This is a genomic window from Streptosporangium sp. NBC_01755 (assembly GCF_035917995.1).
Classification (GTDB): domain Bacteria; phylum Actinomycetota; class Actinomycetes; order Streptosporangiales; family Streptosporangiaceae; genus Streptosporangium.
Genome location: NZ_CP109131.1, coordinates 6,869,025 through 6,891,260, shown reverse-complemented (window position 1 = coordinate 6,891,260; position 22,236 = coordinate 6,869,025). Strand labels below are relative to the sequence as shown.

Below are 22,236 nucleotides of genomic sequence, written 5' to 3'. Positions count from 1 at the left end.
CACCAGCCAGTCTTGAGGACTCACTGTAGTTGCAGGGGGGGCCGGTCCCGGCACGGGGTGCGGAAGCCTCACGAGGCGACACCCGCCGTGCCGCGGAAACGCGCCGACCGCCGAGCGGAACGCGGACGGTTAAGGCACGCTTGCACCCTGGCAGGCACTTTCGCGCAAACCTTCCCCGCCCCGAAGCCCGGAGCGCTGGCCTGTACTCAGCTAACGCGGCCGAAACCGTTAGGGTCCAATGTGGGCGGGAAATACCAGACCGGCGCCACCATCACACTATTAGATCCGGAGACCGAGCAGTTGAGCAGCGAACTCGTGCCAGCCCTTGAATGGAGCGACCTGGACCGCCGCGCGGTCGATGTCGTACGAGCCCTGGCCATGGATGCGGTCGAGAAGGCGGGCTCGGGTCACCCGGGCACCGCGATGAGCCTGGCGCCCGCCGCGTACCTGCTGTTCCAGCAGGTGATGCGGCACGATCCGTCAGACCCCTCCTGGGTGGGCCGTGACCGGTTCGTCCTTTCGGCCGGCCACACCAGTCTGACCCTCTACATTCAGCTCTACCTGTCGGGCTACGGCCTGAGCCTGGACGATCTCAAGGCTCTGCGCCAGTGGGAGAGCCTGACCCCCGGCCACCCCGAGCACGGCCACACCGTGGGCGTCGAGACCACCACGGGGCCACTGGGCCAGGGCCTGGGCAACGCGGTCGGCATGGCCATGGCCGCCCGCCGCGAGCGCGGCCTGTTCGACCCGGACGCGGCGCAGGGCGCGAGCCCGTTCGACCACAACATCTGGTGCATCGCCTCCGAGGGGGACATCGAGGAGGGCGTCAGCCACGAGGTCAGCGCCCTCGCGGGCCACCAGAGGCTGGGCAACCTGACCGTCATCTTCGACAGCAACCACATCTCGATCGAGGACGACACCCAGATCGCGCTGAGCGAGGACGTCGTCAAGCGCTACGAGGCGTACGGCTGGCACACCCAGACCGTCGACTGGACGCGAGGCGGCGACTACGTCGAGGACGTCGAGGCGCTGCACCAGGCGCTGGAGGCCGCCCGCGCCGAGACCGGCAGGCCGTCGTTCATCCGGCTGCGCACGATCATCGGGTGGCCCGCCCCCAACAAGAAGAACACCGGCAAGATCCACGGTTCGGCGCTGGGCGCCGACGAGGTCGCCGCCACCAAGAAGGTCCTGGGTCTTGACCCGGCCAAGAACTTCGACGTCCCCGCCGAGGTCCTGGAGCACTCCCGCAAGGTCGTCGAGCGCGGCCACGCCGTGCGGGCCGAGTGGGACAAGCTCTACCAGAGCTGGCGCGAGGCCAACCCCGAGCGGGCCGCCGAGTTCGACCGCATCTCCGCGCGGCGGCTTCCCGCGGGCTGGACCGAGGCGCTGCCGGTCTTCGAGGCCGGTGCCTCCATCGCCACCCGCAAGGCCTCCGGTGAGGTGCTCAACAGCCTCGCGCCGGTGCTGCCCGAGCTGTGGGGCGGCTCGGCCGACCTGGCCGAGTCCAACAACACCACGATGAAGGGCGAGCCGTCCTTCATCCCCGAGGAGTTCCAGACCAAGGACTTCCCCGGCAACCCCTACGGCCGCACGCTGCACTTCGGCATCCGCGAGCACGGCATGGGGGCGATCCTCAACGGCATCGCGCTGCACAACGGCACCCGCCCCTACGGCGGCACGTTCCTGGTCTTCAGCGACTACATGCGCCCGGCCGTGCGGCTGGCGGCGCTGATGAAGCTGCCGGTCACCTACGTGTGGACGCACGACTCCATCGGCCTGGGCGAGGACGGCCCGACGCACCAGCCCGTCGAGCACCTGTGGGCGCTGCGCGCCATCCCCGGTCTCGACGTGGTCCGCCCCGCCGACGCCAACGAGACCGCCGCCGCATGGCAGGTCGTGCTGGAGCACAACGACCGCCCGGCCGCGCTGGCGCTGACCCGCCAGAACCTGCCGGTCTACGAGGGCACCCGCGACGCGACGAAGGTCGCCCGTGGCGGCTACATCCTGCGGGAGGCCTCCAACGGGCAGCCCGCGGTGGTCCTGATCGGCACCGGCTCGGAGGTCGAGCCGGCCGTCGAGGCCCGCGAGATCCTGGAGGCGGAGGGCATCGCCACCCGGGTCGTCTCGATGCCGTGCGTGGAGTGGTTCCACGCCCAGGACGCGGCCTACCGGCAGACGGTGCTGCCCCCCTCGGTCCGCGCGCGCGTGGCGGTGGAGGCGGGAATCGCGATGGGCTGGCGGGAGTTCGTTGGAGATGAGGGCGCGGTGGTCAGCCTGGAGCACTTCGGTGCCTCGGCTCCCTACAAGACCCTCTACGAGCAGTTCGGCCTGACCGCTGAGCGCGTGGTCGCCGCAGCCAAGGCGAGCCTCGCCAAGGCCGGAGCCGACAAGGGCGAGACGACAGGAAACCGATCATGAGTGAGATCCTGAGGAAACTCTCCGAGCAGGGCGTCTCCATCTGGCTGGACGACATCAGCCGCGAGCGCCTGCGTACCGGCAATCTCCAGTCGCTGATCCGCGACCGGCAGGTGGTCGGGGTCACCTCCAACCCGACGATCTTCGCCTCCGCGCTGAGCAAAGGCGACGCCTACGACACCCAGCTGCACGATCTGAAGATCCGCGGTGTCGACGTCGAGGAGGCGGTGCGCGCCATCACCACCTACGACATCCGCTGGGCCGCCGACGTGCTGCGGCCGGTCTACGACGCCAGCGGCACCGTGGACGGCCGGGTGTCGATCGAGGTCGATCCGCGCCTGGCCAGGGAGACGGAGAAGACCGTCGCCGAGGCGCGCGCGCTGTGGTGGATGGTCGACCGGCCCAACCTGTTCATCAAGATCCCGGCCACCGCCGAGGGCCTGCCCGCGATCACCCAGGCGATCTCCGAGGGCATCAGCGTCAACGTCACGCTGATCTTCTCCCTGGAGCGCTACCGCGCCGTGATGAACGCCTGGCTGAGCGGCCTTGAGCAGGCCAAGGCCAAGGGCCTTGACCTGTCGGCCATCGAGTCGGTGGCCTCGTTCTTCGTCAGCCGGGTGGACGGCGAGATCGACAAGCGCCTGGACAAGATCGGCACCCCCGAGGCCCTGGCGCTGAAGGGCAAGGCCGCGCTCGCCAACGCCCGGCTGGCCTTCGCCGCCTTCGAGGAGGTCGTCGAGTCCCCGCGCTGGCAGGCGCTGGCCCTGGCCGGAGCCCGGCCGCAGCGCCCCCTGTGGGCCTCCACCGGTACGAAGAACCCCGACTACCCCGACACCCTCTACGTCGATGAGCTGGTCACCTCCGGCACCGTCAACACGATGCCGGAGAAGACCCTCGAGGCGACGGCCGACCATGGCAGGATCACCGGTGACACGGTCCGCCCCTCCTACGAGGACGCCTGGAACACCATGGCCGCGCTCAAGGAGATCGGCATCGACTACGACGACGTCGTGAGGTTCCTGGAGGAGGACGGCGTGGACAAGTTCGAGGCCTCCTGGACCGAGCTTCTGGCGACCGTCGCCACCGAGCTGAAGAAGGCATGAGGGAACACATGTCAATGTCCGTAACATTCGGCGGGGACGACCTCACCGAGCAGGCCTCCGAAACGATCGGCCGGCTCGCCTCCGAGGGGGTCCCCCAGTCCCTGGCCGCCGGCGACCCCACGCTGTGGGGCCCGGAGGCCGAGCCCGAGGCGGCCGTCCGCCTCGGCTGGCTCAACCTCCCGCTGACGAGCAGGCAGCTGCTCGGTGAGATCGGCGAGCTGGTGGAGTGGGCCCGCGCCGAGGGCCTGGACCACGTGGTCCTGGCGGGCATGGGCGGCTCCTCCCTCGCTCCCGAGGTCATCACCGGCTCCGCCGACGTACCGCTGACCGTGCTCGACACCACCGATCCCGGCCAGGTGCGCCGCGCGCTGGAGGACCGGCTGGAGAGCACGCTCCTGGTCGTCGCCAGCAAGAGCGGCGGCACCGTCGAGACCGACAGCCACCGGCGGATCTACGAGAAGGCCTTCCGCGACGCCGGAGTCGACCCGGCGACAAGGATCGTCGTCATCACCGACCCGGGCTCGCCGCTGGAGCTCAGCGCCCGCGAGGCGGGTTACCGGGTGGTCCTGGCCGACCCGACCGTGGGCGGCCGCTACAGCGCCCTGACGGCGTTCGGGCTGGTGCCCAGCGCGCTGGCCGGCGCCGACGTCGAGCGGCTGCTCGACGACGCCGCCGAGGTGCTGCCGCTGCTGTCGCGCTCGGAGGGCAACCCCGGTCTCGACCTGGGCGCCGCCCTGGGGGCGGCGGCGGTCGCCGGGCGCGACAAGCTCGTGATCGAGGACGGCCTGTCGGAGATCAACGGTCTGCCCGACTGGATCGAGCAGCTGGTCGCCGAGTCCACCGGTAAGTCCGGCAAGGGCATCCTGCCCGTCGTGGGCGCCGACCCCGGCGACGCCGACGACGAGCTGCTCGTCGGGATCGACACCGACGGCGTGGTGACCGTCGCCGGCCCGCTGGGCGCGCAGTTCCTCGTCTGGGAGTACGCCACGGCCGTCGCCGGGCGCGTCCTGGGCATCGACCCGTTCAACCAGCCGAACGTGGCCGAGTCCAAGGAGAACACCGCCAAGCTGCTCGACCGGAGCGAGCTGCCGGTCGGCACGCCGATCCTCGTCGACGGCCCGGTGGAGGTCTACGGCGAACTGCCGCCGGGCGCGGAGGCTCCCAAGGACCTGTCCGACGTGCTCACCGGGCTGCTGGAGGCGGTCCCCTCCGACGGCTACCTCGCGGTGATGGCCTACCTCGACCGGGAGGCGGCCTTCGACGCCCCGTACCCCGAGGGCGCCTCGTTCGAGGAGATGACGGACGTGTGGAGCGAGGCCGATCCGGCCACGCTCCGCGGGAGGCTCGCGGTCCGCACCGAGCGACCGGTCACCTTCGGGTGGGCCCCCCGTTTCCTGCACTCCACCGGCCAGTACCACAAGGGAGGCCCGCAGAACGGGGTGTTCCTGCAGATCACCGGGGTCGTCGAGAACGACCTGGAGGTTCCCGGCAAGCCCTACACCCTGGGCCGCCTCCAGCTCGCCCAGGCGCTGGGCGACCTGGGCGCCCTGACCAGCCGAGGGCGCCCCGCCGTGCGGCTGCACCTGACCGACCGCGTCGCCGGTGTCGCTCACCTGCTCGCCGCCTCACGGGAGGTCTGATGTGCCGCCGGAGGTTCGAATGAGCAGGGAGAACTCCCCGCCACAGGCCGACCAGGCCCAGGCGGGAGAGCTCACCACGACGGGCATCGCGCACGAGGGGGCGGTGGACATGGCCACCACGGCCACCGCCGCCTCGACCGCCGGCATCACCGAGGCCCTGATCGAGTCCAACCCGCTGCGCGACCCGCGCGACAAGCGCCTGCCGCGCGTGGCGGGGCCGTGCGTGCTGGTGCTGTTCGGCGTGACCGGCGACCTGGCACGTAAGAAGCTGCTGCCGGCGATCTACGACCTGGCGAACCGGGGGCTGCTGCCCCCGGGCTTCTCCCTGGTGGGTTTCGCCCGCCGTGACTGGGAGGACCAGGACTTCGCGCAGCTGGCCCACGACGCCGTCAAGGAACACGCGCGCACGCCGTTCCGCGAGGAGGTCTGGAAGCAGCTGTCGGAGGGCATCTTCTTCTGCCGCGGCGAGTTCACCGACGACGGCGCCTTCGACGCGCTGGCGATGATGCTCAAGGAGATCGACGAGACCCGGGGCACCGGCGGCAACTACGGCTTCTACCTGTCGGTGCCGCCGAAGTTCTTCCCCGTCGTGGTCCAGCAGCTGAAGCGGACCAACCTGGCGGACGGCCCCAAGGGTTCCTGGCGCCGGGTGGTGATCGAGAAGCCCTTCGGGCACGATCTGCGGAGCGCCCAGGAGCTCAACGCGATCACCAGCGCGGTCTTCCCGGAGAGCTCGGTGTTCCGCATAGACCACTACCTGGGCAAGGAGACCGTCCAGAACATCCTGGCGCTGCGGTTCGCCAACAACCTGTTCGAGCCGATCTGGAACCGGGGTTACGTCGACCACGTGCAGATCACGATGGCCGAGGACATCGGCATCGGCGGCCGGGCCGGCTACTACGACGGCATCGGCGCGGCGCGCGACGTGATCCAGAACCACCTGCTGCAGTTGCTGGCCCTGGTCGGCATGGAGGATCCGACGTCGTTCGGAGCCGACTCGCTGCGCAGGGAGAAGGAGAAGGTCCTCAAGGCGGTGCGGCTGCCTTCCGACCTGTCGCCGGCCACCGCGCGCGGCCGCTACGGGGCCGGCTGGCAGGGCGGCGAGCCGGTCATCGGCTACACGCAGGAGGAGGGCATCCCGCCCGACTCGATCACCGAGACCTACGCCGCCATCAAGCTGGAGATCGCCAACCGGCGCTGGGCGGGGGTGCCGTTCTACCTGCGCACCGGCAAAAGGCTCAGCCGCCGGGTCACCGAGGTGGCCGTGGTGTTCCAGCGCGCGCCGCACCTGCCGTTCAGCAAGGACGACACCGAGATCCTGGGGCAGAACGCCCTGGTCATCCGGGTGCAGCCGGACGAGGGCATCACGGTTCGGTTCGGCTCCAAGGTGCCGGGCACCGCGATGGAGGTCAGGGACGTCTCGATGGACTTCGCCTACGGCGAGTCGTTCATGGAGTCCTCTCCCGAGGCCTACGAGCGGCTGCTGCTTGACGTGCTGATCGGCGACCCGCCGCTCTTCCCGCACCAACGCGAGGTCGAGTTGTCCTGGAGGATCCTCGATCCGATCGAGGACTTCTGGAGCCGCCAGGGCCCGCCGGAGGAGTATCCCGCGGGCACCTGGGGGCCGGCCTCGGCCGACGAGATGATGGCCCGCGACGGGCGCGCCTGGAGGCGGCTGTAGATGACCAGCTTCATGCTCAGCGGCACGACCGCCTCGAAGATCTCCTCCCAGCTCACCCACCTGCGCCACCAGATGGGCACCCCGGCGGTCGGCATGGTGCTGACCCTGGTGGTGGTCTGTGGCGAGAGCGACCAGTACGACGCGCTCCGGGCGGCGACCGAGGCGGCCAGGGAGCATCCCTCCCGGATACTGGTCGTCATTCCTCGCGACCCGCACGAGCCCAACCGGCTCGACGCCGAGATCCGGTTCGGCGAGTCGACCCCGGGCGAGGTGATACTGCTCCGCCTGTACGGGGAGCTGACCAGGCACGCCGACTCGGTGGTCAGCCCGCTGCTGCTCACCGACACCCCGGTGGTCGCCTGGTGGCCCAGCGAGTGCCCCGAGGTCCCGGCCGCGGATCCGATCGGCATGCTGGCCCAGCGCCGCATCGTCGACGCGCGGTCCGCGCCCGACTCGGTCAAGGCGATCATCAGCCGGGCCCGCGGTTACGTGCCCGGCGACACCGACCTGGCCTGGACCCGGCTGACGACGTGGCGGAGCCTGCTGGCCGCCGCGTTCGACCAGCCGGTGGGCAAGGTCAAGCGGGGCACGGTGGAGGCCGCGGCCGGCCATGCCAGCGCCCTGCTGCTGGCGGCCTGGCTCGGGGATCGCCTCAGCGCGTCCATGAAGGTCTCCGACTCTCCCGGGCCGGGCCTGACCGCCGTCAAGCTGGTCTCGGGTGAGGGCGACATAGCCATCACCCGGGGCGACGGCCGTCAGGCCATGCTTGCGCGCCCCGGCCAGCCGGACCGCCGGGTCGCACTGACCCGGCGCCCGACGGCGGACCTGCTCGCCGAGGAACTGCGGCGGCTGGACCCCGACGAGATCTACGCGTCCGCGATCCAGCGGCTCGCCCGGACCCGCAAGTCTTGAGCCGTGAGCGCCCCGCGGCCTGCCGCGGGGCGCCTCCTTTCGAAAGAGAAGTTCCGTGAGCGTTCCCACTGTGATCATCCATCGCGACGCCGACGTGCTCGCCAAGGCCGTCGCCGCCCGGGTGATCATCCGCGCCATCGACGCCCAGTCCGCCAAGGGCTCGGCCCATCTGGTCCTGACCGGCGGCACCGTCGGCCTCGCCACCCTCGCCGAGATCGCCGCCTCCCCGGCCAGGGACGCCGTCGACTGGCGCAAGGTGGACATCTGGTGGGGCGACGAGCGTTTCCTGCCGACCGGCGACCCCGAGCGCAACGAGACCGGTGCCCGCAAGGCCTTGCTGGACCACGTGGACGTCGACCCCGAGCGGGTGCACGTGATGCGCGGCCCCGACTCGGGCATGACCGCCGAGGAGTCGGCCGACGCCTACGCCGAGGAGCTTCGCAGGGCCTCTCGCCCCGAGGACCACGGCCCGGCGCCGTCGTTCGACCTCATGATGCTCGGCATGGGTCCGGACGGCCATGTGGCCTCGCTCTTTCCCGGCATGCCCGCCCTGTACGACACCCGCCCGGTGGTGGCGGTGCACGGCTCGCCCAAGCCGCCGCCCACCCGCGTCTCGCTGACGATGCCGGTCATCCAGGGCGCCCGCGACGTGTGGGTGATCGCCGCCGGTGAGGAGAAGGCCGGAGCGGTGCGGCTGGCGCTGTCGGACTCGGGAACGATGCAGGTCCCCGCGGCCGGCGCCCGAGGTAGCCGGCGAACCCTCTTCCTGCTGGACCGGGCCGCCGCCTCCAAGATCCCCTCTTCGCTGGGCCGGATCTCCTCCCCCTGATCACTCGCGTGGCGGAATACCACCCCGGGCAGGTCAGGGGGCCGTTGCGGTGGGCTGGTCGGCGATGGTGGCGATCTCGTCGAGGAGTTTCTTCTTGCCCGCCTGGTCGAGGGAGGAGGCCTGCACGGCGTTGCGGGCCAGGGTGGTCAGCATCTGCCGGTCCAGGCCCAGGTGCTGGGCGGCGACGCGGTACTCGCCGCTCAGGGTGGTGTCGAACATGGGCGGGTCGTCGCTGTTGAGGGTGACGAACAGGCCCTCCTCGATCATGCGGGGCAGCGGGTGCTCCTCGATGCGGGCGACCTGGCCGGTGCAGACGTTGGAGGTGGGGCAGACCTCCAGCGGGATCTGTGTCTCGCGCAGGTGGGCGACCAGGCGGGGTCGTCCATGCAGGCGATGCCGTGGCCGATCCGCTCGGCGCCCAGGTGGTCGAGGACCTCCCAGCACGTCCGCCCCCGGCAGCCACCTCCCCTTCACCCCGCGCGCCAAGAAGATGCTCGAACTGTCGCTGCGGGAGGCACTCGGCCTGCACCACGGCTACATCGGCACCGAGCACATCCTGCTCGGTCTGATCCGCGAGGGCGAGGGACTGGCCGCCCGGGTGCTGACCGGGCGGGGGGCGCCTGGAGACCGTAACGGCGCCGGGATCTCGGCAAGACGGCCCGCGCCCGCCCTCGTGAGAGGGCACAGGGGTGAGCCCTCCCCGCTTCGGGATCCCTGAGCGATCTCGAAACGGGGAGGCCGGGTGACGGGTTCAACTCGGGGATGGTGACGGGTTCAACTCGGGGATGCCGTCGCCACCACTCCCACGGCCACCCTGGCTTCCAGCACGCCGGGGTCCTCGGTGCGGCTCAGGGTCGCGCCCAGCGAGACCAGGAGCCTGCGCATGCGCACGTTGTCGGCGAACAGGGTGGCTCTGACCTCGGCGAAGCCCAGGTCCCGGGCCTGGCCGACGAGCATCTGGGCCAGTGACATGCCCAGCCCCCTGCCCTGCCAGCGATCCTCGACCAGGAAGGCCATCTCGGCGATGCCGGGGTCGGGGGTGAACAACAGGTTGGCGAGGCCGACGACCTGGCCGTCGTGCCCGGCGACGATGGAGTACCCCTTCGTGCGGTCACAGAGCCGGTCGAAGACCTTCGGCGGCAGCACGGGCATCGCGGTGAAGTAGCGGAACCTGCGGGCCTCGGGCGAGCAGCGGTCGTGCAGGTCGCGTACGGCCACGCGGTAGAGCCGGGTGAGCGGGCGGATCTGGACCTCGACGCCGTTGGAGAGCGTGATGTCGCGGTCGGTTCCGGACTGCTCGGCGGGGGGCTGCGCCAGCCGCACGAAGGAGGCCGCGCGGGCGGCCTCGGTCAGGGTGAAGGGCAGTTCGGCCCGGCGCACCCTGATCGCGCGGCGCGGGGCCACGGGCACGGTGAGCAACGTGGGGTCCGGAAGGTCGCTCATCTCGGCACCGTAGACCCAGCGGGAGTCGTCGGCGCGCAACAGCTCCCCGAGCAGCTCGGGCAGGCGCCAGGGGGTCGTGCGCAGCCGGGAGGCGAGCAGGAGCACTCGGGTGGGCTCGTCCGTCAGCTCGTGCGCGGTGGCGGGGACGACCAGGACCTCGCGTCCACCGGCCGCCTCCAGCGCCTCGCGCACCGCCTCGGCGCCGGCGGGGATGTCCGTGACGAACTCGTCGACCGTGCCGTCCGCGTCGGTCTGGACGCTCAGGCCCAGGATGTTGCCGCCCTTGGCGGCGAGCGCGGCGGTCAGCGAGGCGAGACGCCCCGGCCGCTCGTCAACGGTTGTACGGATCCTCAGAAACCCCATCAGAAAGCCCCTTCTGTTGGGGGATAGCCTTACCTGACCCTGTTACGGGACTGCTACACATGAGTGAGCCCACCGTTACATCTGGGCGTATCGCTCATTACGTGGCAAGACAGCTTTTCTGCAACGGTTTCCGTTGACAGGCGTACCTCAATAGACGGATATAGCAGGATATGAGGCCATGAGCACGCGCATTCCCCTGGCTGGGGATTTCGTCAACGGAGACGTCTCCTTCTGGTATCGCTCCCTCGGCATCCCCACGGCCGGCACTCCCCTCGGCGGCGATCTCGACGCCGACGTGGCCATCGTCGGCGCCGGTTACACCGGTCTGTGGACCGCCTACTACCTGAAGAAGGCCAGCCCCACCCTGCGGATCGTGGTGCTGGAGAAGGAGTTCGCCGGCTACGGCGCCTCGGGGCGCAACGGCGGCTGGCTGGTCGGCGAGCTGGCGGGCACCCCCGAGCGCTACGCCAGGACGCACGGCGCGGACGCGGCCAAGCGGCTGCAGCGGGTGATGTTCGAGGCGATCGACGAGGTCATCACGGTCGCCAAGGACGAGAACATCGACGCCGACATCGTCAAGGGCGGCGTCACCACGGTCGCCACCAACGCCGCCCAGGACCTGCGGCTGCACCGGTTGCTCGCCCACGAGCGCCACTGGGGCTGGACCGAGGATGACGTGCGGCTGCTCGACCCGGCGGAGCGGGAGGAGCGCCTGCGGGTGGACGGCGCGGTCAGCGCGATCTGGAGCCCGCACTGCGCCAGGATCCAGCCCGCCAAGCTGGCCCGCGGCCTGGCCCAGACCGTGCGGGACCTCGGCGTGGAGATCTTCGAACGCACCCCGGTAACCGAGATCGCCCCGCGCGAGGCCCGCACGCCGTACGGCACGGTCCGCGCCGACTACGTCATCCGCGCCACCGAGGGGTTCACCGCCGAGCTGAAGCAGTACCACCGCGCCTGGCTGCCGATGAACAGCTCGATGATCGTCACCGAGCCGCTGGGCGGGCTGTGGAACGAGATCGGCTGGGAGGGCCACGAGTTGCTCGGCGACATGGCGCACTACTACATGTACGCCCAGCGCACCGCCGACGGCCGGATCGCGTTCGGCGGGCGCGGCAAGCCCTACCTGTACGGCTCCCGGGTGGACGACCGGGGCCACACCCACGAGTGGACCATCGAGGCGCTCTGGGAGTTGCTGACCGGGATGTTCCCCGCGGTCAAGGCCTCGAAGGTGGCGCACGCCTGGTCCGGTGTGCTCGGCGTGCCGCGCGACTGGTGCGCCACCGTGCACGTCGACCACGCCACCGGCATCGGCTGGGCGGGCGGCTACACCGGCCACGGGGTTACCACGACCAACCTCGCCGGCCGTACCCTGCGCGACCTGATCCTGCGCGAGGAGAGCGAGCTCGCCTCCCTGCCCTGGGTGGACCGCAAGGTGCGAGGCTGGGAGGTGGAACCGCTGCGGTGGATCGGCGTGCACACCATGTACGACCTCTACCGGCGGGCCGACGCCAGGGAGAAGGCCGGGCTCGGCCGCACCTCGGTGCTGGCCCGCGTCGCCGACTCCATCACCGGACGCTGAGCGCCGGGAAGACGCCCCGGACGGCGGTAGGTGTCGATGGACGGGCGGTGAACGCCGGCGAGTGTCGGCGGACGTCTCCCGGGCCTCGGCCGACGCCCGGAGAAACTCACGCTGGACCTCGGCCGGTCGAGCGTGCAATGTAGGTGATCAAGCGGCATCCCGGGGGCTCCAGCTGCCTCCGGGCCACCGACGACAGGAATGGTGCAACAGTGAGCGACCTGCTCTTCCGGGGCGGCCGGGTCTTCCTCGCCGCCGACGCCTTCGCCGAGGCGGTGCTGGTCCGTGACGGCCGGATCGCCGCCGTCGGCGCGGAGTCCGACGTCGCAGGCCTGGCCGCCCCCGGCCACGAGATCGTCGACCTGGACGGGCGCCTGCTGACCCCCGGGTTCACCGACGCGCACATCCACCCGGTGCAGGCGGGCCTGGAGCGGGCCAGGTGCGACCTGTCCGAGGTCTACGGCCTGCCGGAGTACGTGGAGAAGATCGCCGCCTACGCGGACTCCCACCCCGGCCACGAGTGGATCGACGGCGGAGGCTGGGACATGTCCGCCTTCCCCGGCGGCCTCCCGCACCGTTCCCAGCTCGACTTCGTCGACCGCCCGGTCTACCTGATCCAGCGCGACCACCACGCCGCCTGGGTGAACAGCCGGGCGCTGGAGCTGGCCGGGATCACCCGCGACACCTCCGACCCCGCCGACGGCAGGATCGAGCGCGACGCCGACGGCACGCCGAGCGGCGTGCTGCACGAGGGCGCGATGGACCTGGTCGGCCTGCTCACCCCCCGCCCCAGCGCCCGGGACATGCACGAGGCGCTGCTGGCTGCCCAGGAACACCTGTTCTCCCTCGGCGTCACCGGCTGGCAGGACGCCATCGTCGGCTCCTACGCGGGCTACGACGACCAGCTGTCCACGTACGTCTCGGCGGCGGCCTCAGGCGCGCTGCGGGCCCGCGTCGTGGGCGCGCTCTGGTGGGACCGGGCGCGCGGCGCCGAGCAGATCCCCGAGCTGCTGGAGCGGCGCGAGTCGGCCACGGGACTGGAGCGGTTCCACGCCACCTCGGTGAAGATCATGCAGGACGGCATCGCCGAGAACTTCACCGCCGCGGTGATCGAGCCCTACTGCCGCTGCGGCGGCACCGGCCTGTCGTACGTCGACCCCACGCTGCTGAGGGAGTACGTCGCCGAGCTGGACCGGCACGGCTTCCAGGTGCACTTCCACGCCATCGGTGAGCGGGCGGTCCGCGAGGCGCTGGACAGCTTCGAGGGGACCGACCCGGCCAACCGGCACCACATCGCGCACCTGCAGATCGTCGAGCCGTCCGACGTGCCGCGCTTCGCGAAGCTCGGCGTGACCGCCAACCTGCAGCCGCTCTGGGCCACCCATCACGCCCAGATGGACGAGCTGACCCTGCCGTTCCTGGGCGAGAAGCGCTCCGGCTGGCAGTACCCGTTCGCCGACCTGCTGCGGGCCGGCACCCACTTCTGCGCGGGCAGCGACTGGCCGGTCTCCGGCGCCGACCCGATCCAGGGCCTGCACGTGGCGGTCAACCGCACCGAGCCGCCCGGCTCGGTGCACGCGGGCTACCCGACGGCGCAGACCCCGTTCCTGCCCGGCCAGAGCCTGGATCTGGCCACCGCGCTGACCGCCTACACCGCCGGCTCGGCCTGGATCAACCACGACGACGACGCCGGCACCATCGTCCCCGGCAACCGCGCCGACCTGGTCGTCCTGGACCGCGACCCGTTCACCGAGCCGCGATCCGAGATCTGGCGGACGAGGGTCGCGATGACCTTCGTCGGCGGCGAGCAGGTCTACCGGCGCTGACCTGGGACGACACGGGCCAGTCCGGTACGGCGGAGGCGATCCGGTTGGTCAACCGCCATCCTGTTCCCTTCGCCGTGGCATGTCACCTGGAAGCGCCCCGTATCAGGCGTTCGACATCACGCCAGAACTTGTCGAAGGAGGGTGCGTTCTTGCGTGCCTGAGCCATGTCGAACTGCGTGGTCAGGGCCGCCTGATCAACCGTGGGGCGGTAGGAGGTGCCGTCGATCTTCCGTGTCGAGAGCCATCCCTTCGCATCGCGGGGTCCTTCGGGATCGGTGGGCGCTTCGAGAGGGTCCGCCAGCCCTCTGTGGCCCGCGAGCGAGGAGGCTGCGGCGAGGAACCACGCCTCGAACTCCCGATTGGCAAGAACCATCGAGATCTCTCTGTCCCCACGGGCCTGCCGCGCCCGCTCCAGGAGTGCCGGCCCGGTCGTGGCAGGACAGTCGTCATCCGCGTCGATCAGCAGCAGAATCCCACCGAGACCGTCGACCCGGTAGGAAGCCTGAAGAACTGCCTTCTCGACACCCCCGGGGGCGACCAGTTTGGATCGTGGGACGCGGAGTGGGGCAGGAATCCGTATGTTCCAGACCGAGAGATCATGCGCGATCCTGCGGAGCAAAATCGGGAGTGCGGCGACCTCGCCCTCCCCTTCCACGACAGTGGCAATGGAGATCGCTCCGGTCATTCCGTCTCCTTGGGCCGGAGCTGGCTGCTCCGCATCAGCTCACCGAGCGTGGCGTGCCCGTCATCGATGATGCGGCGGCTCACTTCGTCGATCTCACTGATCGTGGTAAGCCCATCCGCCATCGTCACGACACGCACGGACGCCGGATCGAAGTCATCGCGGTCAAGCAGGTCCGCGCTCTGCGTGGTGACCACCAGCTGAACACGTTCGCTCGCCTCGCTGAGTGCGTCGAAGAGCGCACCCGCGGCTGCGGGGTGCAGCGACGTCTCCGGTTCTTCGATGCCGATCAGACTTACGTCACCGCCCAGTACGGCAGGCTGGAACAGCGCCGTCAGCAGCCCCGCCGCACGCAGGGTTCCCTCGGACATCGCCTCCGGCCCGAAGGCCAACTCTTGATCTCCATGACGCGTACGTAATTCGACGGTCGAGTAGGTGTCCAGAACCCGCTCGTCGACGCCGACGGCTCCGGGAACGATGGCGCACATGTAGTCGTCGATCCGTTTCTTGAACACCGGATACCGGTGTGCGAGGGTCCCGAGCACCGATCCCAGTCGCCCTCCGGCATCGTCCAGCGCAGTCCCGGCGAACCGGGGCTGGACCCGTCGCATGAGTCCCACATCCAGGTGGTAGAAGAGCATGCTCCGCAGCCTGCGGTAGACCTCGCTGAAAATGCCCTGGGTGGCGGCCAGCGGCAGGTAGAGCCGGTCCGGCTCGATACCGCCATCACCTGTCTGGTTGAAAAGGCCATGGGTCATGAAAAAACTGGCTTCTTCAAAACTCGACCGCGGCTGGGTACCGCGGACCGTGCACTGTTCCCCGACCACCAGAAGTGAACGGCGACCGGTGGGGTCCCGGTTTATGGTGAAGCCGTACGTGACCGACAGTGGCTCTTCATCCGCCTGGATCACGAACTCCAGAAAGATGCCGAATGCCTCCGTATCCCTCTGAACCCGTCGGCTCACCTCATCCAGGCCACCGCGTTTCATCACCGCGTCGGTAGGTGTCGTCTCCAACGCGTCCACCACGAACCTGAGCGCGTCGAGGAAGTTGCTTTTCCCTGCGGCGTTGGGGCCGAGCAGAACCAGAAGAGGCGTGAAGCTGACGTCACATGACGCGATACTTCGGTAGTTTTTCACCCTCACGCGCCGCAGAAACGGTATGGCCTGCCCCATCGCACTCCCCGCCATGTCGATCTGTTCGGTGACGGCAGTCCTCATCAGCGTCTGCCTGCGTTCCGCCGGGAAAACGGCCTCACCACGATAGCGGTTCAGCCTGGCCGGAGAGCTGCCTCCAGACGAGCCCCGTTTCCCCCGGCTTCGGTCGACTTCGGTCCGGCAGTCGGCCAGGAGACGAGTTCGCTGTCCAGGCAGGCGCGAAACTCCCGGACATGAATGCTGATGGTCAGAGAGCTTCCAGATGCGTCCGATCGCGCCACCGGGTTGCTCGGTGGCACTCATGTCTCACCGCGTGCTCATGCCAGGACCGGCTACCTGACACAGCTATCGCAAGTCGACAGGCTGACGCTGATCAAGGCGGGTGTGCACAACGTATGCCCCCCGGCGTCAGGTTCGCCATTTTGGCGGAGGTGAGTTCGGCCAGTGACGCGAGACTTCACCCAAGGGTCGCGACCATAACCACCGACATTTCCTAAAAAGATGCCCCGATTGCCTCGGAGCCCCTCTGCTGTCCAGCGGTCGATCAGGAGACGAGTTCACTGTCCAGGTAGGCACGGAACTCCCTGACCTGGATGGTGTCGTATGGCTCAAGGCGGCCGGAGAACTTCCGGATGCGTTCGACGGAGCGGGCCGACGTCAGTGATTTGGCCATCGGGATCGCGGCCCTCGCCGAGTCGACCGCCTGTTCCACCTCACCCATGGCGAGGTATGCCTCAGCCGCGCTCATCCGGTTGAGCTGGGCCGACCGAGGGCGGTTTTCCGTGAACTCACGTACCGCGAACTCCGCGCAGTCGGCCGCCCGCCGGTAGTCGCCGAGCAGCTTCCAGCACCTGCTCATCCTCGCGGTCAGCTCGGACTCGTCGTTCCAGGCGACCCAGGCCGGGTCACGGTCGGTGGCTCCCTGGGCGTACGCCCGCTCGGCCTCGGTGAGCAGCCGCTCGACCTGCTTGGCGCTGTGCGCGTCACCGGTCTCGGCCGGTCTCGTCTGCATGGCCATCGCCCGCGCCTCACCGATCAGCAGCATCGCCATGACTCGGGGAGGTGCCTGTGCCCGACGGGCCGTGTCCACGGCGGCGCGGGCGAGCCAGACCGCCTGGGCACCCTGCTCCAGGTGAACCGCCTGATGGGTCATGGTCGCCAGCACCCAGGCACCCGTCAACGAGTCGTCACCGATCTTCGCCAGCTTGAGCGCCTGGCCGAGGTAGTGCTGGGCCTGGCCGTGATGGTTCAGATCGAAGGCGGTCCAGCCTGCCATCTGGGTCATCGCCGCAGCCGCCGTCATCAGCTCGGCACCGACCTTGTCGTCATAGCGGCCCCGCAGTAACGGCGCGACAGCGGTGTTCAGATAGTCCACCACCGCCGGACGCACCAATCCGGCGCCGAACTGGCGGTCCATCTGCCCGAACGCCTGCCGTGCCTCGGCGATCCGCCGAACGTCGGAGAGCCCGACAACCGGCCCCGACCCCTGATACGCCGCCGATGCCTCCGGAGTGCCATAACTCCACGCCGACAGCCAGCTGCCAAAGGCCGCAGGTACGAACGGCAGCGCGGCCAGCACATGACGCCGCTCCGGATCCACGTCGCACCTCCACAGTCGGTCTGCCGTCTTGACCGTAGTTCCGAGTGAGAAGTCGCTGAAGTCCGGAATCAGCCAGGCTTCCGTATCGACCGGGACGGTGCCCTCGATCCACCGCTCGACCTCGACCGGGTCCACCCCGAACACCTCGGCCATTCGCGCCCGGTAGACAGGCCGGATCTCCTGGCGTCCCCGCTCCCACCGGCTCCATGTCGTCGCCGACACCCACAGCGCCGCCGCGATCTCGTCCTGGCTCATGCCCATCCGCCGGCGAGCCCGCACCAGTTCGGGACGTCCCTCACCACCCACGACGACCTCCATCACCCAGAGCGACGAATCATCAACCCATTGTCGACGAATGCGGCTCGCGCGGCTCGCCCGCCGACGGAAACGACCAGGAAACGACCAGCCGACAGGACGATCCGAACGGCGCGCGGCGGCGGCGACCCTCCCGCGCACCCCGCACGGCGCGTCGCAACGCCCGCGCCCGAACCTGGCCGCCGCCCATCCCGTGGCGTTTCCTGCTGGAACAGTCACCGAAAGTTATGGAGTGCGCACATGCGGCCAACCTTCCACGGCGCGGCGGACCCGTCCGGCGTCCCGGGCGTCCCCCGCGAGGGGATCACCGTCACCAGTGTGGGAGCCCCGGAGGAGGCCCTCGGCGAGGTCGGCATGCTGGTGGCCGTCCTGTACCCGGGCTCGGCCTCCCGCCGGGCCCGCGCCATCGTGCGCGAGGTGCTGCTGGCCGAGGGCCTGCCCGGCGACGACGTCACCGACACCGAGGCGATCGCGGCCGAGCTGGCCGCCAACTGCGAGCGGCACGCCCGCCCGCCGTACGAGATCCGCGTCTTCAACCTGGCGGGCGTCCCCGCGTGGTGCGAGCTCGTCGACGGCGACCCCGACCTGGGGTGGATCCCCGCGATCCTCGACCACTCCCGTCCGCAGACCGCACCGGACCCGCTCGCGGAGAGCGGCCGTGGCCTGCTGCTGGTCCGGGAGCTCTCCCGGGGGTACTGCCGCGCCTACCCCACGACGACCTTCACCGGCGACGCCCCGGCCAAGGCGGTCGCCTTCGCCCTCCCCACCCGCTGGGGCACCCGCCTGACCTGCCCGCCGCTGTTGCACCTTGGCCGCCGCTCGGCCCGTCTCCACCGGGAACCGTGACATCCCCGAACGCCCCGCCACGATCCGCCGCGCCCTGTCGCTCCTGAAGCCGTACGCCTTCGGCCGCGTCTACGGCGGCTGGTGGAGGCGGGTCCGCGCACACCGACGGCGCCGAGGCCGTCCGCCGCTGAACGCCCGCCCCGGAGACGGGTTCAGGTCCGTCCTTCCTCCACTCGGGCCACCTTCCGCTGGAAGCGTGAGGCCGACCAGAGGAGGGACGGACCTACGGGCGGCACTCCCGATCCGATGATCGGGAGTGCCGCCCGTCAGGCGGGACGATCAGCCGCGCAGGCCCTTCAGGCAACCGTAGACGGCCACGGCCAGTACCGCCTCAGGATCCGTCAGGTCTCCGCCGAACTTGTTCCAGACCTCGGTCACGGCGCCGGTGGCGCACTTGCCCGCCTTCCACCACGCCCACTCACCGGCGGCCTTGGCCGCGTCGACGATCTGGCGCCAGAACCTCTTGACGAACGCCAGGACCGCGCTCCAGGAGCGGGGGGCGTCCTGGAACTCCTCATCGGGGAAGCGATACTCGTCCTCCGGGTCGCTGCTCACCAGCGACACCGCCATGGAGTAGACGGTCTCCTCCGAGACGCCCGCGGCCTGTGCCACGGCGGTGAGCTCCCGGGAGAACGAGGCCGCGTCGGCGGTGGCGGGAGCGGCGGTGAGCATCACCGCCGCCGCGATCACCGCCGCCACGATCCCGGTTACACGTTTGAACATGAAGTGCCCTTCCTGTCGGGTGAAGATCAGCCGGGCGCGTCGCCCCGCCGTCACCACACACCGTGCCGCCGGCCACTCACTCACCGGTCACCCGACAGTCACTCAGTGTCATGCTTGGCACTCCCCGGGACCCGTCGCACCACGCATTCGAGGGGTGCCACTCTGGCGACCTCGCGTAATCAACTGTCGCCTATTCGGCTGTGGTTGAGCTCGTGGTCGTCACGGAGAGTGGTCGTCGCCCGGGTCGGTGCGGCTCGGCCCGGGGGCGGCCGCTGCGCGGTGGTGAGCCGGGTGGTGAGGAAGTCTTCCAGCGCGTCGGGTCGGGTGAGCGCGGCCGCAGCGAGCGCCGGGTCGGTGAGGGCGGCGGTGTAGTAGGCGGTCCAGGCCAGCGAGCCCAGCCGGCTCTGTTCGTCGGAGGGCAGGATCGCGCCGAGGACGGCTTCGGAGACACTTCGTGTGGACAGCCCGCTCGTGCTCCTCGGCCGCCAATAATTGCCGCGCCGGGCGAGCTCTTCCCCCAGGCGCGGTTACTCCGATTCTGTGCGGGGACGCCAGGTTCCGTCGAGCGAGATGCCGGCGGCGGTCGCGATCCGGTTGCGCGATTCCAGCAACCTGGTCTGCAATGCCGGCAGGTCCACGCCCACCAGCTGCCCGTCGCGCTTGACCACGCGGCCGGCCACCAGAACCGTGTCGACCAGGCCGGGATGGCCGGCGGCGACGATGGTGCCGGCGGGGTCGGTGACCGGGAACACGGTGGGGTCGTCGGCGCGCAGCAGGATGATGTCGGCGTCCTTGCCGGGGGTGAGGCTGCCCGTTCGGGCGGCGAGTCCGCACGCCCGGGCGCCGTTGACGGTGGCGAACTTCAGCAGGTCCCGGGAGTTCAAGCCGCCGTCGAGGCCGCGCTGCACGGCGTAGGCGGTGCGCATGGTGGCGAACATGTCGCCGCCGGCCGAAGGGCAGTCGTCGATGGACAACGTCGGGTGCAGGCCGGCCGCCAGCATGCGTCCGGTCATCGGCCAGCCGAAGCCCATCTTCAGCTCGACGTCCGGGCTGATCGACACCGAACTGCCGGCGTCGGCGAGCATCCGCAGTTCGTCGTCGCTGATCCCGTTGGCGTGCACGAAGGTCGTGGTGTCGAAAAGCAGACCGTGCTCGTGGAGCTCGGCGATCGGGCGGCCGCCCGTCAGGCCGTCGACGTGCACACTGGTCCGCAGTCCGAGATCGGCTGCCAGCTTCAGGTCTGCGGCGACCACGTCCATGGTGACATCACCCGGACCGCGCAGCCCCAAGGCCATGGTGACCAGGCCGTCCTCCGGAACGTCGGACCGGACGCGGCGGACCTCGGCGTCGATCTGGTCATCGGTGCGGTACCCCGCGCCGTAGCAGAAGATCGACCGTCCTGGCACGGCTCGCAGGCCGGCGAGGGCGGCGTCCGCGTGTTCGGGGCTCTGCGCGGCGTGGAACCAGTCCAGCATCGTTGTCACGCCGGAGTACAGCGCCTCCAGCCGGCCCATCAGGTTGCCCAGATAGACGTCCTCAGGCCGGTAATGGGGCTTCAACGTGCCGTGCACCGCCACCACGTAGTCGGCGAACGTCCAGTCCGCGCCGACACCGCGGAACGCGGTCTGCCAGGTGTGCCGGTGGGTGTCGACGAAGCCGGGCAGCACGATCCGGTCGGTCGCGTCGATCACCGCCGCGTCCGGCGCGTCGATCCGCTCGGCCACCTTGACGATCACGCCGTCTTCGATCAGCACGTCGCCGCGGTCGAAGTCGCCGACGGCCGCGTTCATGCTGACCACGGTGCCGCCGGTAATCAGGGTCCTCATTGGATACGTGCCTCCACGAACGTCTTCGGATTGTCCAACATCAGGTTGTGGCGGGAGCCCGGTGCCGCCGAGTGGTCAGCAGCTCGCCGTCGTGGCGACCACCACGTCGGCCGCGGCGAGCACGTCGGCAACCAGGTCGGCTGTGTCCTCCGTGCCCGCGGCCAACCGGACCAGGCCGAGCGGAACCCCTGACGCGGCAATCTGTTCCTCGTTGAGCATGCCCTGCCACATGGCCGCCGGATGCACGGCCAGCGACTCCACACCGCCGAGACTGGCCGCTCGACGGGCGTAGTGCAGCCGGCCGAGGAACGCGTCGGCCGCCTCGAAACCGCCGGCCAGTTCGATTGCGAGCACTCCTCCGAAACCGCTCATCTGGCTTGCCGCCAACGAGTGCTGCGGGTGCGTGGCCAGGCCGGGATAGTGCACCCGAGCCACGGCCGGGTGGTCCTGCAGCGCCTCCGCGAGCGCCTGGCCGTTGGCGTTGTGCCGTGGCATGCGCAGCGGCAAGGTGCGCATGCCACGCAACAGCAACCACGCGTCGAAGGGGCCGAGCGTGGCGCCGGTGAGCAGGGCGACATCCCAGATCCGGTCCAGGATCTCCGCCGAGCCGGCCAGCACCCCGGCGGACACGTCGGAATGGCCGTTGAGGTACTTGGTCGCGCTGTGCCAGACCAGATCGATGCCGAACTCCACCGGCCGCTGGTTCATCGGAGTGGCGAAGGTGTTGTCCGCCATGGTCAGCACGTCGTGCGCGCGGGCCAGATCCGTGACGGCGCGCAGGTCGGTGATCTGCAACAGCGGATTGCTCGGCGTTTCCACCAGGATCAGGCGGGTCTGCGGGGTCAGCGCCTTGTCGAACGCCGCCGGGTCGGTCTGGTCCACTTGCGTGACCGACACGCCCAGCCGCGGCAGCAGGTTCAGCAACACCGACGCCGTGCCGCCGTAGGTGGACTTCTGCCCGATCACGTGGTCGCCGGCGGACACCAGGGCCAGCACCGCGGTGGTGAGCGCGGCCATCCCGGACGCGGTGACCATTGCCGCCTCGGTGTGCTCCAGTTCCGCGACCACCGCCGCGACCTGCGCGTGGTTCGGGTTGCCGTAGCGGGTGTAGAAATCCTGGCCCCGCCGTTCGACGGCGGCCTGCGTGAACTGCTCCGCGTCCTCGGCCCAGAACGTCGCCGTCTGGTAGATGGGCCGGGCCACTGCGCGACTGGGATGGACGTCGCGGTCGGCGTGAACGGCAACTGTGCTGCTGCCCGACATGGTTGTTCCCCTTCCGATGACCACCCGAGGTGATGT

17 protein-coding genes and 1 pseudogene are annotated in these 22,236 nt (G+C 70.1%); 10 read left to right on the top strand and 8 right to left on the bottom strand.

The features are described from left to right. The first annotated feature begins 315 nt into the window (after positions 1-315). From tkt to pgl, 6 genes are all read left to right on the top strand, one after another. A complete protein-coding gene (gene tkt / locus OG884_RS31755) occupies positions 316-2,418 on the top strand; it encodes a transketolase (RefSeq protein WP_326639010.1) in 2,103 nt (700 codons plus the stop codon). Further along, positions 2,415-3,518, top strand: coding sequence for a transaldolase (tal, locus tag OG884_RS31750; protein WP_326639008.1), 1,104 nt, complete (start codon positions 2,415-2,417; stop codon positions 3,516-3,518). The genes tkt and tal overlap by 4 nt, the downstream gene beginning before the upstream one ends. A gap of 8 nt (positions 3,519-3,526) precedes the next feature. Then, a complete protein-coding gene (locus OG884_RS31745; RefSeq protein ID WP_326639006.1) occupies positions 3,527-5,158 on the top strand; it encodes a glucose-6-phosphate isomerase in 1,632 nt (543 codons plus the stop codon). 109 nt (positions 5,159-5,267) lie between these two features. Next, positions 5,268-6,839 (top strand): glucose-6-phosphate dehydrogenase, encoded by a 1,572-nt coding sequence (gene zwf, locus OG884_RS31740; RefSeq protein ID WP_326647053.1) that lies wholly within the window; start codon positions 5,268-5,270, stop codon positions 6,837-6,839. Next, entirely contained in the window at positions 6,840-7,751 is a 912-nt protein-coding gene (locus OG884_RS31735; RefSeq protein ID WP_326639004.1) for a glucose-6-phosphate dehydrogenase assembly protein OpcA, read from the top strand. It begins immediately after the preceding gene. Between the two features lie 55 nt (positions 7,752-7,806). Next, complete coding sequence (pgl, locus tag OG884_RS31730) at positions 7,807-8,580, top strand: 6-phosphogluconolactonase (RefSeq protein WP_326639002.1); 774 nt, start codon at positions 7,807-7,809, stop codon at positions 8,578-8,580. A 33-nt stretch (positions 8,581-8,613) separates the two neighbouring features. Here the strand turns inward: pgl and OG884_RS31725 are convergent, their stop codons facing one another. Continuing rightward, positions 8,614-9,024, bottom strand: coding sequence for a hypothetical protein (locus OG884_RS31725; RefSeq protein WP_326639000.1), 411 nt, complete (start codon positions 9,022-9,024; stop codon positions 8,614-8,616). Positions 9,025-9,028: 4 nt separating this feature from the next. On the opposite strand from OG884_RS31725, the pseudogene OG884_RS31720 reads away from it, so the two are divergent. Next, positions 9,029-9,274: pseudogene (locus OG884_RS31720) on the top strand (Clp protease N-terminal domain-containing protein); the annotation flags it as partial. Positions 9,275-9,354: 80 nt separating this feature from the next. Here the strand turns inward: OG884_RS31720 and OG884_RS31715 are convergent. Next, complete coding sequence (locus tag OG884_RS31715; protein WP_326638998.1) at positions 9,355-10,386, bottom strand: GNAT family N-acetyltransferase; 1,032 nt, start codon at positions 10,384-10,386, stop codon at positions 9,355-9,357. Positions 10,387-10,564: 178 nt separating this feature from the next. Here OG884_RS31715 and OG884_RS31710 point away from each other — a divergent pair, with 178 nt between their 5' ends. Beyond that, positions 10,565-11,965: an NAD(P)/FAD-dependent oxidoreductase gene (locus tag OG884_RS31710; protein WP_326638996.1), complete on the top strand. Its 1,401-nt coding sequence runs from the start codon at positions 10,565-10,567 to the stop codon at positions 11,963-11,965. Between the two features lie 209 nt (positions 11,966-12,174). After that, positions 12,175-13,788, top strand: coding sequence for an amidohydrolase (locus OG884_RS31705; protein ID WP_326638995.1), 1,614 nt, complete (start codon positions 12,175-12,177; stop codon positions 13,786-13,788). An 82-nt stretch (positions 13,789-13,870) separates the two neighbouring features. On the opposite strand, the gene OG884_RS31700 is transcribed toward OG884_RS31705, so the two are convergent. The 3 genes from OG884_RS31700 to OG884_RS31690 all read right to left on the bottom strand — a co-directional run bounded on the left by OG884_RS31700 (position 13,871) and on the right by OG884_RS31690 (position 17,533). Next, the gene (locus OG884_RS31700; RefSeq protein WP_326638994.1) at positions 13,871-14,473 is read right to left on the bottom strand and encodes a DUF4276 family protein; all 603 of its coding nucleotides are present in this window, start codon (positions 14,471-14,473) and stop codon (positions 13,871-13,873) included. Further along, on the bottom strand, positions 14,470-15,690 hold the full coding sequence (locus OG884_RS31695) for an AAA family ATPase (RefSeq protein ID WP_326638993.1): 1,221 nt from the start codon (positions 15,688-15,690) through the stop codon (positions 14,470-14,472). The genes OG884_RS31700 and OG884_RS31695 overlap by 4 nt, the downstream gene beginning before the upstream one ends. Positions 15,691-16,171: 481 nt before the next feature. Beyond that, positions 16,172-17,533: a helix-turn-helix domain-containing protein gene (locus OG884_RS31690; RefSeq protein WP_326638991.1), complete on the bottom strand. Its 1,362-nt coding sequence runs from the start codon at positions 17,531-17,533 to the stop codon at positions 16,172-16,174. A 249-nt stretch (positions 17,534-17,782) separates the two neighbouring features. Here OG884_RS31690 and OG884_RS31685 point away from each other — a divergent pair, with 249 nt between their 5' ends. Continuing rightward, the gene (locus OG884_RS31685) at positions 17,783-18,388 is read left to right on the top strand and encodes an ATP-binding protein (RefSeq protein ID WP_326638989.1); all 606 of its coding nucleotides are present in this window, start codon (positions 17,783-17,785) and stop codon (positions 18,386-18,388) included. 279 nt (positions 18,389-18,667) lie between these two features. On the opposite strand, the gene OG884_RS31680 is transcribed toward OG884_RS31685, so the two are convergent. The 3 genes from OG884_RS31680 to OG884_RS31670 all read right to left on the bottom strand — a co-directional run bounded on the left by OG884_RS31680 (position 18,668) and on the right by OG884_RS31670 (position 22,200). Beyond that, positions 18,668-19,111: a hypothetical protein gene (locus OG884_RS31680; protein WP_326638987.1), complete on the bottom strand. Its 444-nt coding sequence runs from the start codon at positions 19,109-19,111 to the stop codon at positions 18,668-18,670. 527 nt (positions 19,112-19,638) lie between these two features. Then, positions 19,639-20,937: an amidohydrolase family protein gene (locus OG884_RS31675; RefSeq protein ID WP_326638986.1), complete on the bottom strand. Its 1,299-nt coding sequence runs from the start codon at positions 20,935-20,937 to the stop codon at positions 19,639-19,641. Between the two features lie 75 nt (positions 20,938-21,012). Beyond that, positions 21,013-22,200, bottom strand: coding sequence for a trans-sulfuration enzyme family protein (locus OG884_RS31670; protein ID WP_326638984.1), 1,188 nt, complete (start codon positions 22,198-22,200; stop codon positions 21,013-21,015). Positions 22,201-22,236 lie beyond the last annotated feature (36 nt).